Origin of the sequence: Psychrobacter glacincola (assembly GCF_904846215.1) — a bacterium.
Taxonomy (GTDB): Bacteria; Pseudomonadota; Gammaproteobacteria; order Pseudomonadales; family Moraxellaceae; genus Psychrobacter; species Psychrobacter glacincola.
Genome location: NZ_CAJGZK010000003.1, coordinates 72,910 through 88,444, shown reverse-complemented (window position 1 = coordinate 88,444; position 15,535 = coordinate 72,910). Strand labels below are relative to the sequence as shown.

Genomic DNA, 15,535 nt, shown 5'->3' with positions numbered 1-15,535 from the left:
CTGATAGAAGAATAATGACGGTAATCAAGGAAAGATTAAAAATAACTATCGGGAAGTGGCTACTGCTTAAGTATACATGCCTAAATACCAATTGACGATATCTGAGCCGTATAACAATGCCACAATACCAGCAATGGCAATATAAGGACCAAAGGCAAAAGGCTTGCTCTCACCTTGTTTTTTCATGAGGATAAGCCCAACGATGGAGCCAAGCAAAGATGACAATAGAATAATCAATGGCAGCATCATAGGACCAAGCCAAGCGCCTAATACTGCCAATAATTTAAAGTCACCTTGTCCCATACCGTGTTTTTTGGTGATCAGATAAAATATCTTGACCACTATCCATAAGGATAAAAACCCCAATAACAAGCCCCATATCGACTGAGTAGGAGAGACAAACCAGCCTTGTGAGTTTACCGCCAGTCCCAGCCCTGCTAATGGAAAAGTTAAGCGGTCAGGTAATAGCTGCGTATCAAAATCGATACCAGTTAAGGCGATGAGTGTCCAGACCAAAACCAATGCTGATAGTCCAGTCATGCTGACGCCGAACTGATAAATGACTAGTGCAGATAGCAGCGCAGTGACCAGCTCCACGACAGGATAGCGCCGTCCGATAGCAGCTTTGCAATTTGAGCAACGACCGCGTAGTACTAGCCAGCTGATTAAAGGAATGTTTTCATACCATTTGATTTTATGAGCACAGTGCGGGCAGCGTGAAGCAGGTCGGCTTAAAGTAATAGGCGTATCCGTAGCAATAATATTGACCAGTGGCGTCGTATGTTCGCGCGGCATGTCTGCTTGCTCATACATAAATTGGCTACATTCTTGTCGCCAAGCCGATACCATCATCAGTGGTATACGGTGAATCACCACGTTTAAAAAACTGCCGATACAAAGACCTAGTAGTGCAAAAACGACTAAAGCCACCGTCATATTTTCTTGTAATAGCTGTATAAATTGCATGAAGTAGCTGTCCTTTAATTAGCTTTTAGCCTACTACTGAGCCCATCTGGAAGATTGGCAAGTACATGGCAATGACCAAGCCACCGACTAATACGCCAAGTACCGCCATAATCATAGGCTCCATCAAGCTGGTCAAACCATCAACGGCGTTATCAACTTCATTCTCATAATAGACTGCCACTTTATCTAGCATCTCTTCTAAACTACCAGACTCTTCACCGATACCAACCATTTGAATGGCCATACTAGGAAATACGTTGGTTGAGCGCATTGAAAACTGCAGTTGTTGACCTGTAGACACGTCATTTTTTACTTGTTGGATAGCATTATAGAAAACCACATTATTTGCGGCGCCCGCTGTAGAATCTAGCGCATCAAGTAATGGTACACCAGCTGCAAAAGTGGTAGACAGCGTGCGCGCAAAACGCGCAATAACCGCTTGATAAGCGATATTGCCAAATATGGGGGCTTTTAATACCGCACGGTCTAAGAAATCACGAAATTTCTTTGAGCGTTTTTTGGCTTCTGAAAACCCAATGATAGCGCCACCGATAAACACAATTAAGATGAACCACCAGGCTTGCATCCATTCAGACATACCTACTACCATTTGGGTGAAAGCTGGCAACTCCGCACCAAAGGATTCAAATAAATCTGAAAATACAGGAACTACTTTTATCAGCAGAATCATAGTCACAATAATAGCAACTACAACGACCGCGATAGGATACTTCATGGCTTTTTTAATTTTAGCTTTGAGCAGCTCGCTTTTTTCTTTATAAGTGGCAACCCGCTCCAGCATGGTTTCTAACGCACCTGACTGTTCGCCCGAATCGACAAGCGAGCAAAAAAGGTCATCAAAATAGCGTGGATGCCTGCGTAATGCTGAAGCAAAGGTACCACCGGCTTCGATATCGGCTTTGATTTGTAACACCAGATCTTTCATACTTGGGTTATCGAGAGAGTCAGCAACAATTTCAAAGGATTGGGTCAATGGCACACCAGCTTTCATCATGGTCGCCAATTGACGCGCAAAAATAGCAATATCGATAGGCTTAATGGATTTTTTAAAGGTATATAAGGGTTTCGGTTTTTTCTTGATCCCTTTAACCGTGATACCTTGTTTACGCAAGGTGGCTTTGGCAAGCTCTAAGCTACGACTGGTCGTCTCACCTTTGACCTTTTGCCCGCGCCGGTTTACCCCATCATAGATAAAGTCTAACAGCATATCGGTCTTAGCTTTTGCCATGTCCCTTTCCTTAAAAAATGGTCTGATACCGTCAATACAAATAATGCCATGCTAAAAAAATCATACTTCTAGTCGGACATACTTTATTTTAGCGCAAATAACCAGTGTATATCTGTTTTATTTTCCCTACTCATGATTATTGTTCAGCAGCAATCACATAACAAGCTTTACGGACGCGATGAACTTTATTCGACGCAATACCTGTACCAAATTTTTCAAGCAACTATGCTATTCAGACGTCACGCGCATCATTTCTTGAATACTGGTTACGCCTTGTAAAACCTTTAAAACACCAGAGCGGCGTAGGTCTCTAAAACCGTTTTTGAGCGCCGCATCTTTGATGTCTATCGCGTTACCGTCTTCCATGATAATACGTGAAATATCGGGAGTAACTTTCATGACTTCATAAATACCGACACGCCCTTTATAGCCTTCACGGCATTCATTACAGCCGACCGGCTCATAAATGATATTGTCTGGATTGTCCAGGTCAGCATCGGTAAAACCAAGCTCAAGCAGACTTTGACGTGGAATGTTAATGGGCTTTTTACAGTTTTTACATAAACGCCGTGCTAACCGTTGGGCAATGACCAAGTTGACGGAAGTGGCAATATTAAAAGAGGCCACACCCATATTGCGTAACCGCGTCAATGTTTCAGGCGCTGAGTTGGTATGTAGGGTTGAAAGTACCATATGCCCTGTTTGTGCCGCTTTGATCGCAATTTCGGCAGTTTCAAGGTCACGAATCTCACCGACCATCACAATATCAGGATCTTGCCGTAAAAAGGACTTCAGGGCAGTGGAAAAAGTCAATCCTACTTTTGGGTTGACGTTGACCTGATTAATGCCTTCAAGGTTTATTTCGACAGGATCTTCAGCGGTCGAAATATTGGTCGAACCAGTATTTAGGATATTGATACCAGTATACAGTGAGACGGTTTTACCAGAGCCAGTGGGACCTGTGATAAGAAGCATCCCTTGCGGTTTATGTAACGCTTCCAAAAACATCTCTTGTTGGTCAGGCTCATAACCCAACGCTTCGATACCGAGCATGGCTGATGAAGCGTCCAAAATACGTAAAACAAGCTTTTCGCCAAACAAGGTTGGCAGACAGCTTACCCGAAAGTCGATGGCCTTATTTTTAGATATTTTAAGTTTAATACGTCCATCTTGTGGTACACGGCGCTCTGAGATGTCCATTTGTGACATGACCTTTAGACGCGCTGCGATTTTACCTGCAAGTTGTACGGGCGGATTGGCCATCTTTTGCATCACACCGTCAACTCGAAAGCGCACTCGATAGCTTTTTTCATAAGGCTCAAAATGTAAGTCGGATGCACCCATACGAATCGCATCTACTAGCATTTTATTAACAAACTTGACGACAGGTGCTTCCTCGACACTATCAGAGAGTTTGGTTTCGCCGTCCTCTTCTTCACTCTCATCAAAGCCAATATTTAAATCACTATTAGAGAAGCTATCAAAACTTTGCATGGTATCTGCATAAAAGCTTTCGATACGCCTCTTGAGCTTGTCTTCTTCCACCACAACTGTTTCAATCGAGAGGCGCGAGTTAAAGGCAATGGCATCAATGGCATCGATACGGGTCGGATCACTTAGTGCCACAAACAAGCGCTGCCCGCGCTTAAACATTGGTAAGGCATTAAACTTACGGACGATTTTTTCATCGACCAAGTCTTTTGGGATGACATCTGAGCTGAGCATATCGAGATCGAATAAAGGATCACCAAATGCTTGTGATAGCATTTGTGCCAATTGATAGGCATTGGCAAGTTTATGCTCAACCAGATAAGAGACCAGTCCTATTTGCTGCTGCTGCGAATCAGTTTGCGCCGCTTTCATATGCGCTTCGCTTACGACCCCTTCGCTAATCAGCTGCTGTGCTAAGCCGCCATATTTACTGGTTGTGATAGACATTAAGACTTCTCCTTGCTCGATATCTGTTAGGCGATATATTTACCTAAATCGCAGGCCATTCACCATGTTTTACTTATCGCTATTTTATCGTTGATAGTTAAGCAATTGTTGAAATAGTTACTTTAAATACGGGTTTGAAATATAGAAAAATCGATTGTCTGCACTTTATCCTATATTGAGAAAATCATATAGGGATTTAGGTGAGCGCAAAGGTTTTATAGAGCATAGCGCGCGATTGGCCAATCAAAAATAATCATTTAGCGATAGTTACTAAAACAACGGTTAAAGAGTCAGTTCTGATTTGGGGCGCACTATACTATAGCACTTGTGAAATATTTGTTATACTTGCGCGCATATTAGCCACATTGGCAGCCATACATAAGACAAGGTAGAGAAGAATGCAAGCTTGGGTAATTGGAAATTGGAAGCAGAATCCAGCAACGAGCGATGATGTTGACGTACTACTGAATGACTTATGCGCTGCTATTAGTACAACCAAGCGAATGAGCCACGATAACTCAGCGCGTTGTCAAATAATGGTAGCACCAAGCTTGATACATTTAGCAGCAGTGAGTAGTCGCCTTAAAGCCACCTCAGTACTATGTGCCGGTCAAGACGTCAGTGCCCATAGCGCAAGTACTGGTGCCTATACAGGGGAGTGTTCAGCGCAGCAGATAGTCGACGCTGGCGCAACTTGGACTATTCTTGGTCACTCTGAACGCCGTCAGTATCATCAAGAATCCAACGACACTTTATTGCAAAAAATGACGCATGCGTTGAGCCAAGGATTGGGCGTGGTGTTTTGTATTGGTGAAACCCAAGAACAATATGATGGCAATCAAACGCTGACCGTCATCGATAACCAGCTAGCGGTTGTGAAAGCGTTCATCGCTGAGCAGCCAGAACTTATTGATTCATTACCGACTCGTCTCATTATTGCTTACGAGCCGGTATGGGCAATTGGGACTGGCAAAGTTCCGACGGTGACAGAAGTCAGCGCCACTCACCAACATATCAAGCAGACGCTGGCAGGTTTTGCCGACTCGTTATCTACCATGACGGTCTTATATGGCGGTAGTGTCAATGCTGATAACGCAGATAGCTTTGCCGCTGATCCTATGATTGATGGTGCTTTGGTTGGCGGTGCTTCATTGAAAGCTGGCAGTTTTTTGGCGATTGCCACCGCTTTTAGCAAAGGCAGTATTTAATAGGTCATTGCTGAAGAAAATAAAATTATCGGTATTTGTCTTTTTCCTTATTCACAAAATGTCTTTACCAGTTGGCAAAAGTGGGTTTAACAGTGCCCTTGCAATCGTGTACAATACGCCCTATTTATATCATCGATGTGGCGTCATTTACCGCCACTCTTTATCACTATTAAACCATACGATTTATTTTTCGTTATCAGTCGTCATTACACGGCAAAAGAGGCCACCATGTTTACGTTTATATTAGCCCTGCATATTATTGTGGCGATTGCCATGATTGGCTTGATTTTGATACAGCATGGTAAAGGGGCAGACGCAGGGGCTTCTTTTGGTGCCGGCTCCTCAGGTACAGTATTTGGTGCCGCGGGCACTGCCAACTTCTTAACACGCGCAACCGCCGTATTGACCGCCATCTTTTTTATCACCAGTATGACTCTTGCGGTTCATGCTCGTAAGCAAGCAGAAGATCAGTTTCGTTTAGATGCACCGGTTTCAGCACCACAAACGCCGCGTCCTTTAACACAAAATCCTCAGTAGCTGCTGTTACGCTGTTACTTCATGTTTTTAAGTAGGCAACCCTTGCTATTTTAAGATGTTAGATTTACAATGCTTTTCTGTTTTTACCAGTATGATTCTATCGATGCCTACCTTAAGCATCTATTACGATAGAATATATAGCAAAAGTAGAGCAGTGAAAAATGCGATTGTGGTGGAATGGTAGACACGCCATCTTGAGGGGGTGGTGGCGCAAGCTGTGGGGGTTCAAGTCCCCCCAATCGCACCAAGTTTTTAAGTTGTATTGTATTAAGTGAGTCGTTCATAAATAGCTAAGATTTTTAATTTAAATTTTTTTTAAATAAAGATTGACACTACTATAAAACCTCCCTATAATACGCGTTCTAGATTGATGCGGGGTGGAGCAGTCTGGTAGCTCGTCGGGCTCATAACCCGAAGGTCGTTGGTTCAAATCCAGCCCCCGCTACCACTTTTTATACTGATGTTTTGCACACTAAATTTGTCAGTAACAATCAGCCCACCATTATGCTTGTGGGTTTTTTTGTATCTGGCGGTCTGTGTCATCGCGATATCTATCCTACTTATGCTAAGCTCTATATCTAAGAGTGCGATACCATTTATATAAGCTTGTCATCAGTCGCCATTCATGGTGCGATGATACTTAAGTATACTATCTTTTATTCCTCACTCTTTTATCGATAGTACTGCTTTATGAGTAATAAAAGCATGGTTCTGCTGAGCTTGATATTTGTCAGGCTTACCCTGATATAAATGCCCAGTAGATATCATTTGTGTTTATACTTTAAGCATAAGACAATCACTGTGGTGTCAATAACGATAGGTTCTTATTAAATAATGATGAAGAAAAACTTCAGCAGGATTTATTAAGTAAGATAGATCAGTGAATAGGAATATATAAATAGCTTATGAAGCTTTCGACCAAAGTTACAGAATTGACCAATATCATTGCCCCTGCTGTCGCGGCTTGTGATGTCGCACTATGGGGTATAGAGTTTGCACCTCAAGGCAATCGTTCTTTATTACGCATTTATATTGAGGCATTGCCAGAAGAGCAAGCCCAAAATAAGCAAGTAACGATCGAAAACTGTGCAGCAGTGAACCACCAAGTGAGTGGTATTCTTGAGGTTCATGACCCGATTGCTGGTGAGTTTATTCTAGAAGTATCTTCACCTGGTTTTGATCGTGCGTTCTTTTCAGATGAGCAGATGCATGCTTATGTCGGTCAGACAGTGAGCTTGCGTTTGATACAAGCAATTGGTGAAGGTGATAAAAAACGTCGTAAAGCAACCGGCACTTTAGATAGTATCGATGCCACTTCGTTGAAGCTGACTGCCACTGATGGCGAGCAGTTCGAGATTGCATTGAGTAATATTGATAAAGCCCATTTAATTTATGAAGATGCTTAATCTATTTGTTATATAGATAGTTTTATGTATAAAGGCAGTTAGCTATCTAGCTTAGATGGCTGATGGTGAAAATATAGAGTAAGTCAAAAATTATAAAATTTAAGTCAATTAAAAAATGATAGGACAGGTATAGCATGAGTCGTGAAATCTTAACGGTAGTAGAAACTGTCAGTAACGAGAAGGGCTTAAATCCTGAAGATATCTTTGAAGCAATCGAAGATGCTTTGGTCGTCTCGACTAAGAAAAAGGTATATACCGATCAGCCGGAAGTAGAAGTGCGGGTCTCAATCGACCGTGCAACGGGCGATTATGATACTTATCGTTATTGGACAGTGGTTGCAGATGAAGACCATGAAATGCCTGCTTGTCAGCTTGCGATTACTGACCTTGACCAAGATGAATGGTCAATCGGTGATATCAAAGAAGAGCAAATCGAGTCGATTGAATTCGGCCGTATTGCTGCCACCCAAGCCAAACAAGTTATCATTCAAAAGATTCGTGAAGCTGAGCGTAATTTAGTAGCCGATGCTTTTGAGCCACGTGTTGGTGAGATGATGTATGGCGAAGTCAAAAAACAGACTCGTGATGGTTTCATCATCGATTTAGGGGATAACGCTGAAGGTTATTTGTCGCGTGATCAGATGTTGCCACGTGAGCAATTGCGTGCAAAGTCGCGTATCAATGCCATCTTATATCATGTAAACCGTGAAAATCGCGGCGCACAGTTGCTTCTATCACGTACCCATCCTGAAATGCTCTCGGCATTGATGCAAAAAGAAGTGCCTGAGATTGCAGAACAAATTATCGAAATTCGTAATGTCGCTCGCTTGCCGGGTACTCGTGCTAAAATAGCGGTTAAGACCAACGATCATCGTATTGATCCGGTTGGTGCTTGTATCGGTATGCGTGGTACACGTATCCAAGCGGTACAGCAAGAGCTTGATGGCGAGCGTATTGATGTGGTGGTTTGGTCAGATGATCCTGCCCAATTTATCATCAGCTCCTTGGAGCCTGCAGACGTAAGCAGTATTATCTTAGATGAAGATACACAGACGGCTGATATTATCTTTAGCACCAATGATCAGTTGGCGCGCGCGATTGGCTCACAAGGTCAAAATGTTCGTTTAGCCTCTGAGCTGACCGGATATAAGCTAAATATGATGCTAGAAGAAGAGTATCAGCAGCGTCAAGCAAACGAATCTAAAGCCTTTATTGAACTGTTCTATGAACGTCTAGAAGTGGATAAAGACCTAGCACAAGCACTTGTCGATATTGGTTTTACCAGTATTGAAGAAGTGGCTTATGTACCCGTCGAAACCTTCTATGATATCGAAGGATTGGATGATGAAGCAATTGATATGATCCAAGAGCGTGCGAAAGAAGTCGTCATCGCAGACGAATTGGTCAAACAACAGAACATGAAAGAGCCAAGTCAAGAACTACAAGATCTTGAAGGAATGACAGTCAGTTGGGCTTATAAAATGGCTCAAAAAGACATCATTACCGTTGATGACTTGGCAGAACAAGCCGTCTTTGATTTAGAAGATATCGAAGACTTAGATACCGAAACCGCAGGAAAACTCATCATGAAAGCTCGGGAATCTTGGTTCAATGAATAAGCGGTAACTGCATATCGCTGTCTTTTGGTGATATGCTATCGATAATGAAGTGCTGGTATGACGTAACATCGTCAAGTTCAACACAAGCCAGCCTTACCCCAATCATTTGTAGCCAACAACTGAATTGAACATATAGCAAATAATAGACAGTAGGTGATAATAAATGGCAGATAAGACCGTCAAAGAACTGGCAGATATGGTAAGCAAAACCGCAAGTGCTGTACAACAGCAACTGGTAGACGCTGGACTGCCTGCGCGCGCAGAGGGTGACCTAGTCACGGAGCTTGAGCAGGAAAAGTTGGTGACGTATTTAAAGCAAAGTCATGGTCAGGAAGAAAAGCGTCGTATTAGTCTGAAATCTAAAACGACTAGTACTGCGCGTGTGACTGGCTCTTCGGGCAAATCTAAGAGCGTCAATGTTGAAGTGCGTAAAAAGAAAGTGTTTGAGAAGCCTGATCCAGAAAAGATGGCTGAAGAATTGGCTGCACGTGAGCAGGCGATGATTGAGTCGCAAGCGCGTGCTGCTAAAGATGCCGAAGACCGTGCCGCTACTAAGAAAAAATCTGAAGATCGTCAAGCAGCTACCTTAGCTGCGATGCGTGCAAGCCTCGGCTCTAGTAAAAAGTCAGACGATAAGAACGACGATATCTCAACGTCAGTGGTTGTGAAAAAAGGCGGTAAGACTACTATTGAGGTCAAGCCAAAAGAACAACCTAAAAAGAAAGTTGCGGCGACAAAACCAAAAGTTGAGACGGCAGCTGAGCGTAAAGCTCGCGAAGTGCGTGATAAAGAACAAGCTCGTTTACGCGAGATTGAAACAGAAACACGTCGTACTCAAGCTGAAGAAGCGCAAAAGCGTACGCTTGAGCAAATGCGTAAAATGGCCGGTCAATATACTGATCAGCCAGCGACTGAAGTTCGTAAAGATGAGCCATTGGCAGAAGGTTTGGTCGGTGACGCATTAGAAGAATCGTTTGAGAAAGAACGTCGTGAAATCAAGCGTGGCACCAGTACCACTAGTGCCCGCGGTCGTGGTCGTCGTAAGAATCAAGACGAGCGTGAAATTAAAAACCGCAAAAACGGTTTACGTTCAAGCCAGTCGTCACAGCATAAGTTTGAAAAGCCTGTCGAAAAAATCGTTTATGATGTAGAAATCAGTGAGCAAATCACGGTTTCTGATCTTGCTCAGCGGATGGCAGTGAAAGCTCGTGAAGTGACTAAGTTACTGATGAAAATGGGCGAAATTGCTCGTGAATCAGATACGATTGATCAAGCGACTGCTAGCTTAATCGTAGAAGAGATGGGTCACAATCCAGTACCGGTTAGCGATACTAAAGTTGAAGACGATTTAAAAGATGCCGTTGATGAGCGCAGCAGTAACGTCCAAACGCGTCCACCGGTTGTCACTATCATGGGTCACGTTGACCATGGTAAAACATCACTATTGGATAAAATCCGCGCAACGAAAGTCGCGACTGGTGAAGCGGGTGGTATTACCCAGCATATTGGTGCTTACCATGTGCAAACGGATCGCGGTGTTATTACTTTCCTTGATACTCCAGGTCACGCCGCCTTTAGTGCCATGCGTTCACGTGGTGCTCAAGCGACGGATATAGTCGTACTGGTCGTCGCTGCAGATGACGGCATGATGCCGCAAACTGAAGAAGCGATTGATCATGCCCGAGCTGCTGGTACACCACTGATTGTTGCTATCAACAAAATGGATAAGCCAAGTGCTGATCCTGATCGTGTTCTTAACGAGTTGACTGCAAAAGAAGTGGTATCGGAAGATTGGGGTGGCGATACGCCGATGGCTCGTATCTCAGCAAAAACAGGTGATGGTATTGATGAGCTGCTAGAGCTTATTAGCTTGCAAGCTGAGTTAATGGAATTAGAAGCACCATTGGATGGTCCTGCTCAAGGTGTGGTTATTGAGTCAAGACTTGAAAAAGGTCGTGGTCCTGTCGTTAGTGTGCTTGTCAAAAAAGGTACATTGAAACAAGGCGATTTGGTTTTAGCCGGTGAACATTACGGTAAAGTCCGTGCGATGACTGATGAACATGGCAAGCGTATCCAATCTGCTGGACCATCTATTCCTGTAGAGATATTAGGCTTACCTGAAACGCCAGCAGCTGGTAGTGAATTCTTAGTCTTAACAGATGAGAAAAAAGCCCGTGAAGTTGCAGACTTTAGAACCAATCGTGAGCGCGAGCGTCAGCTTGAGCGTCAAAATGCGATGCGTTTAGAGAGTATGTTTGATCAGATGGAACAAGGCAATGTTTCATACTTAAATATTGTTCTAAAAACCGATGTTCGCGGCTCGCTTGAAGCATTACTGTCAGCACTGAACGAGTTATCAACGGACGAAGTTAAAGTCCGTGTGATCAGCTCAGGCGTTGGTCCTATCTCTGAGTCAGATGTGACGCTAGCAGAATCTAGTGAAGCAGTATTGTTAGGCTTTAACGTTCGTGCAGATGCCACCGCACGCCGTAAAGCGGACACAGCAAACATGGATATTCGCTATTACAGTGTTATTTATGGCTTGATTGACGATGTGAAAGCAGCCATGAGCGGTATGCTTGCGCCAGAACATCGTGAGAAAATCTTAGGTGTTGCCGACGTTCGTGAAGTATTCCGTTCTAGTAAATTTGGTGCAGCTGCCGGTTGTATGGTGGTTGAAGGTACAATTTATCGCAACAAACCTATCCGCGTATTACGTAATGACCAAGTTATCTTTACGGGTCAATTACAGTCATTACGTCGCTACAAAGAAGACGTTAATGAAGTACGTACCGGTATGGAATGTGGTTTAGCCGTCCGCGGTTACGATGTGGAAGCTGGTGATAAAATCGAAGTCTTTGAGATTCAAGAGTTCGCACGTACTATCTAAAGTCACTGCTCGAATTAAGGTAGCTAATCATGCAATCCGCTTTGTTAACTGCGCATGGCTGATGGCTTAGCTATCTTATAAGTATTCAGCTGTACTTAGGCCTAACAGGTACATCCTGCTAGGCCTTTTTTAACAAATATTAGTCGTTAAACTTATTAATAAATGATTATATTGATCAATAAAAGTAAGTCATATTAAAAACAAGGTAATAACATGAACCAACGTTTACAACGTTTAGCTGATCAGATTCAGCGTGAACTTGCTGTCCTTATCCGTGATGCGGTCAATGACCCACGTCTGACAGGTTTTGTCACTATCTCTAGTGTTAAAGTCAGCCCCGACCTAGGCTATGCTGATGTGTATGTGACCATTATGGAGCCTGAACTTAATGATGCCATGACCATGTCAAACCATGAAGAAAGCATCAAAGTGCTCAATAAAGCAGCAGGATTTTTGCGTACTGAGCTGAGTCATAGCTTGAAAACTCGCACCACACCGCGTTTGCGCTTTCATTATGATGAAGTGACTGCTCGTGGTAATTACATGATGGATTTAATCAGTAAAGCAGTTATTAAGACTGAAGAAAACGAGTCTGACGAGCAAGAAAACGAAGAGTAGAAGGGTAAAAGCCATTATGTCGATTGTTTCTACAAAAGCCTCTACGCAAGCGGATAAAAAGTCTAATAATCACCCTAGTAAGATTAAAGTTTCGGGTGTTATTTTAGTCGATAAGCCTCAAGGTATGACTTCTCAGCAAGTGGTCTCAAAGGTAAAATATTTATTCAAGTCGCCTAATCATGACAGCAAAAAAGCAGGTCATACTGGAACACTTGACCCGATGGCAACGGGATTATTGCCTATTTGTTTGGGTGAAGCGACCAAATTTAGCCACTATCAGCTTGATGCGGATAAATCTTATCAAGCGACTATTTTACTTGGTAGTCAAACTGATACCGGTGATGCTGACGGACAAGTCACTGCTGAAGCAGCGATTCCAGCGTTTGATGATGCGATGTTAGACAAAGTCGCCCAGCAGTTTTTAGGTGCCCAGCAGCAAATCCCACCAATGTATTCCGCCTTAAAAAAAGATGGCAAAAAACTCTATGAATATGCTCGTGCTGGTATAGAAGTAGACCGCCCGCCAAGAGATATTGTCCTAAAAGCCATTGAGTTAAAAGCAATCGATGAGCAGCAAATCCAGTTAACAGTAACTTGTTCAAAAGGTACTTATGTGCGTGTATTGGCAGAAGATATTGCCAAAACTATGGCTACACTTGGGCATTTGACGGCACTGCGCCGTCTACAAGTGGGTGATTTTAAAATCGATGATACAATTGCGCTTGCAGATTTAGAAGCATTAACATTAAAACAGCGTCAGACACATTTATTGCCAGTAGATACCTGCATTGATATTAATGCTGAGCTGACATTATCGTCAGAGCAGTGCGAACGTGTACAACTGGGTCAACGCTTGAATGTTATCGATCAGTTGACTGATGATTTGCGAAGTTATATCACAGCAGCTATCGATCAGCACTTAACTACTGGCAATAAAAGCGCTGCTGGTCATCAAGATATCGAAGATATTAAGGATGATAACGAGCAGCAATTGGTACATGAGATACCGGTAGATATTCGTCTTATCAATGAGCAAGGTGCGTTTATCGGGCTAGGGGCAGTGAGTTTAAATGGTCGATTACAACCTAAAAAATTGATTCAGTTGTAATTCTTACAATTCAATTTAGGTGTTTTTATAACTCAATAGCTGTAAAACTTACTAAGAATTCACACAAATCACATATCGTCACATTTTATTGCAGGTTTCACCTATAGTGAAACCTGCTTTTTTTGTATCTTGATTAAGTCAGCTAGGGAAAGCATGACAGGGATGAAAAAAATAATAAGAAAGTACAATATAAAATATGAAAGGGTGATAATAATACAAAATGGATTTACTATAAATTTCGTTGAATAAAATAATAATAACGATAAATTTGGGCAGAAAAACTCAATAAAAATAACAAGACATTAATTCATATAAATCAATTTTTACAATTATAAGAAAATTATTCAGTCATAAATGTAATTTACAAATAATAGGAAGTATTATGAAAACGATTGCTTTTTTACTTCATAGCAACTTTGAACAAGCAGAATACGAAGAGGTTAACAGCCAACTAAAAGCTAAAGGTTACAGCACACTTCTAATAACGACCAATAATGAAAAAGAAGTTCAAGGTATGCGGCAAGACGTCAACAAAGGCGATACTTTCACCGCTGATATTTTTGCAAAAGACGCAAAACCTGCTGAGTATGATGCTTTGGTTTTACCGGGTGGTACGGTTAATGCTGATACCATACGTGGTAATGAAGATGCACATAGTATTATTACTACTATAAATGAGGCTGGTAAACCGCTTGCTGTTATATGCCATGCACCTTGGATATTAATTAATTCTGGTATAGCTAAGGGTAAAACGTTAACCGCTTATCATACTTTACAACTTGATTTAGAAAATGCTGGGGCAAAATTCGTAGACGAAAGCGTGCAGATAGATGGTAATTTGATTACTTCACGCAACCCAGATGATATTAATAATTTCGTCGCAGCGATTGATAAAGCTCTAGCATAAGCTCCAATTTTTTTGATTTAGAACAATCTTCATTCATTATCTATAAGGATATAATACGATGACACAGCCTAATCCAAACGATACAAAATTTGAGCAACAACGTTCTGACTCTGCCACAGCAGCGCTTAAAAGCCAGACTGAAGACAATCATACAGAAGACACTGAAGCTGCTGCCGAGCGTATCGCTGATAACTTAGAAATTAAAAAAGATAAATAGCTTTTTAATTATGAATATATGAGTTAACTATAAATAGGAATTACTATGAGCAAGTCAGTAAAAGATATGGACGAGCAAGAACAAGAGATTAATCAACTTGTAGAAGACATTAACCCTCGTGCTGATAATTCTCCTGATAGTTTAGCAGAAGCTACGACTGCGCCTTTAGCAGACGATGAGCTAGGCGGTACGGCTAGTGAAGATGATGTCCAAAAACAGGATAAGCTTTAGTTTGTAAGGTTAATGTCTATCTTTTAATATTCAACTTTTTGATAGACAATAACCGTGTACTCCTCAATAATCAGGTACTTGTAAAGTCATAACAAAAAACTGCTGTTAGATCAGCAGTTTTTTGTTATAATTGGCGTCACATTTAAATACGATTTAGATTATTTTGAATGGTTTTAGATGACAGTTATAACTCATTGAGCTTGTCGTACACTAGGTCAACTCTAGTAATGCAGGGTTGTCCTGAATGACGTACAGGCTATTTTATTGACTATTCTATTGCTCCTTGATGCTTAAATTTTAAGACTATCATGGCGCTCTTAGCATTGCCGGAGATATTTATGCTAACCAATGCCGATCGCGAACAAATCATCGCTCAGTACCAACGTGGCGAAAGTGACACAGGTTCACCAGAGGTTCAAGTAGCCTTGTTAAGTGCTCGTATTAACGATCTACAAAACCATTTTAAAGCACATAAAGCGGATCATCATAGCCGCCGTGGTCTTATCCGTATGGTTAACACCCGTCGTAAACTGCTTGATTACCTAAAAGGTAAAGATCTTGGTCGCTATACCACCCTTATTAGCCAGTTAGGTCTACGTCGTTAATTTGGCGACAGTAGTACGAATGCTTGCTAAAACAAA

The 15,535-nt window shown here is 42.1% G+C and carries 14 protein-coding genes and 2 tRNA genes; 13 read left to right on the top strand and 3 right to left on the bottom strand.

Annotated elements, in window-relative coordinates; genetic code table 11:
* Positions 1-66: 66 nt before the first annotated feature.
* The 3 genes from JMW90_RS02690 to pilB all read right to left on the bottom strand — a co-directional run bounded on the left by JMW90_RS02690 (position 67) and on the right by pilB (position 4,153).
* Positions 67-966, bottom strand: coding sequence for a prepilin peptidase (locus JMW90_RS02690; RefSeq protein ID WP_201561557.1), 900 nt, complete (start codon positions 964-966; stop codon positions 67-69).
* A 25-nt stretch (positions 967-991) separates the two neighbouring features.
* Positions 992-2,215 (bottom strand): type II secretion system F family protein, encoded by a 1,224-nt coding sequence (locus tag JMW90_RS02685; RefSeq protein ID WP_201561555.1) that lies wholly within the window; start codon positions 2,213-2,215, stop codon positions 992-994.
* A gap of 228 nt (positions 2,216-2,443) precedes the next feature.
* Entirely contained in the window at positions 2,444-4,153 is a 1,710-nt protein-coding gene (gene pilB / locus JMW90_RS02680; RefSeq protein ID WP_201561553.1) for a type IV-A pilus assembly ATPase PilB, read from the bottom strand.
* 398 nt (positions 4,154-4,551) lie between these two features.
* Here pilB and tpiA point away from each other — a divergent pair, with 398 nt between their 5' ends.
* From tpiA to rpsO, 13 genes are all read left to right on the top strand, one after another.
* Complete coding sequence (tpiA, locus tag JMW90_RS02675) at positions 4,552-5,361, top strand: triose-phosphate isomerase (RefSeq protein WP_201561551.1); 810 nt, start codon at positions 4,552-4,554, stop codon at positions 5,359-5,361.
* A gap of 228 nt (positions 5,362-5,589) precedes the next feature.
* Positions 5,590-5,898 carry a preprotein translocase subunit SecG gene (gene secG / locus JMW90_RS02670; protein WP_011512446.1) on the top strand — a complete coding sequence of 103 codons (309 nt, stop codon included), beginning with the start codon at positions 5,590-5,592 and terminating at the stop codon, positions 5,896-5,898.
* Between the two features lie 163 nt (positions 5,899-6,061).
* Positions 6,062-6,145 (top strand) — tRNA-Leu (locus JMW90_RS02665).
* Positions 6,146-6,269: 124 nt separating this feature from the next.
* Positions 6,270-6,346 (top strand) — tRNA-Met (locus JMW90_RS02660).
* A 457-nt stretch (positions 6,347-6,803) separates the two neighbouring features.
* Positions 6,804-7,304 carry a ribosome maturation factor RimP gene (gene rimP, locus JMW90_RS02655; protein ID WP_201561550.1) on the top strand — a complete coding sequence of 167 codons (501 nt, stop codon included), beginning with the start codon at positions 6,804-6,806 and terminating at the stop codon, positions 7,302-7,304.
* A 134-nt stretch (positions 7,305-7,438) separates the two neighbouring features.
* Entirely contained in the window at positions 7,439-8,923 is a 1,485-nt protein-coding gene (nusA, locus tag JMW90_RS02650) for a transcription termination factor NusA (RefSeq protein WP_201561549.1), read from the top strand.
* A 163-nt stretch (positions 8,924-9,086) separates the two neighbouring features.
* Positions 9,087-11,813, top strand: coding sequence for a translation initiation factor IF-2 (infB, locus tag JMW90_RS02645; protein ID WP_201561548.1), 2,727 nt, complete (start codon positions 9,087-9,089; stop codon positions 11,811-11,813).
* 213 nt (positions 11,814-12,026) lie between these two features.
* Positions 12,027-12,431, top strand: a complete 405-nt coding sequence (locus tag JMW90_RS02640) for a ribosome-binding factor A (RefSeq protein ID WP_011279383.1) — start codon at positions 12,027-12,029, stop codon at positions 12,429-12,431.
* Positions 12,432-12,447: 16 nt separating this feature from the next.
* Positions 12,448-13,539 carry a tRNA pseudouridine(55) synthase TruB gene (gene truB, locus JMW90_RS02635; protein WP_201561547.1) on the top strand — a complete coding sequence of 364 codons (1,092 nt, stop codon included), beginning with the start codon at positions 12,448-12,450 and terminating at the stop codon, positions 13,537-13,539.
* Positions 13,540-13,921: 382 nt separating this feature from the next.
* Entirely contained in the window at positions 13,922-14,446 is a 525-nt protein-coding gene (locus JMW90_RS02630; RefSeq protein ID WP_201561546.1) for a type 1 glutamine amidotransferase domain-containing protein, read from the top strand.
* A 58-nt stretch (positions 14,447-14,504) separates the two neighbouring features.
* A complete protein-coding gene (locus tag JMW90_RS02625) occupies positions 14,505-14,663 on the top strand; it encodes a hypothetical protein (protein WP_201561545.1) in 159 nt (52 codons plus the stop codon).
* Positions 14,664-14,708: 45 nt separating this feature from the next.
* On the top strand, positions 14,709-14,894 hold the full coding sequence (locus JMW90_RS02620; RefSeq protein ID WP_201561544.1) for a hypothetical protein: 186 nt from the start codon (positions 14,709-14,711) through the stop codon (positions 14,892-14,894).
* A gap of 338 nt (positions 14,895-15,232) precedes the next feature.
* Positions 15,233-15,499, top strand: coding sequence for a 30S ribosomal protein S15 (rpsO, locus tag JMW90_RS02615; RefSeq protein ID WP_011512454.1), 267 nt, complete (start codon positions 15,233-15,235; stop codon positions 15,497-15,499).
* Positions 15,500-15,535: the final 36 nt, after the last annotated feature.

Excerpts from the sequence above, each read along its gene's own strand:
- JMW90_RS02690 (WP_201561557.1), bottom strand. The coding sequence starts at position 966 with ATGCAATTTATACAGCTATTACAAGAAAATATGACGGTGGCTTTAGTC.
- JMW90_RS02685 (WP_201561555.1), bottom strand. The coding sequence starts at position 2,215 with ATGGCAAAAGCTAAGACCGATATGCTGTTAGACTTTATCTATGATGGG.
- pilB (WP_201561553.1), bottom strand. The coding sequence starts at position 4,153 with ATGTCTATCACAACCAGTAAATATGGCGGCTTAGCACAGCAGCTGATT.
- tpiA (WP_201561551.1), top strand. The coding sequence starts at position 4,552 with ATGCAAGCTTGGGTAATTGGAAATTGGAAGCAGAATCCAGCAACGAGC.
- secG (WP_011512446.1), top strand. The coding sequence starts at position 5,590 with ATGTTTACGTTTATATTAGCCCTGCATATTATTGTGGCGATTGCCATG.
- rimP (WP_201561550.1), top strand. The coding sequence starts at position 6,804 with ATGAAGCTTTCGACCAAAGTTACAGAATTGACCAATATCATTGCCCCT.
- nusA (WP_201561549.1), top strand. The coding sequence starts at position 7,439 with ATGAGTCGTGAAATCTTAACGGTAGTAGAAACTGTCAGTAACGAGAAG.
- infB (WP_201561548.1), top strand. The coding sequence starts at position 9,087 with ATGGCAGATAAGACCGTCAAAGAACTGGCAGATATGGTAAGCAAAACC.
- JMW90_RS02640 (WP_011279383.1), top strand. The coding sequence starts at position 12,027 with ATGAACCAACGTTTACAACGTTTAGCTGATCAGATTCAGCGTGAACTT.
- truB (WP_201561547.1), top strand. The coding sequence starts at position 12,448 with ATGTCGATTGTTTCTACAAAAGCCTCTACGCAAGCGGATAAAAAGTCT.
- JMW90_RS02630 (WP_201561546.1), top strand. The coding sequence starts at position 13,922 with ATGAAAACGATTGCTTTTTTACTTCATAGCAACTTTGAACAAGCAGAA.
- JMW90_RS02625 (WP_201561545.1), top strand. The coding sequence starts at position 14,505 with ATGACACAGCCTAATCCAAACGATACAAAATTTGAGCAACAACGTTCT.
- JMW90_RS02620 (WP_201561544.1), top strand. The coding sequence starts at position 14,709 with ATGAGCAAGTCAGTAAAAGATATGGACGAGCAAGAACAAGAGATTAAT.
- rpsO (WP_011512454.1), top strand. The coding sequence starts at position 15,233 with ATGCTAACCAATGCCGATCGCGAACAAATCATCGCTCAGTACCAACGT.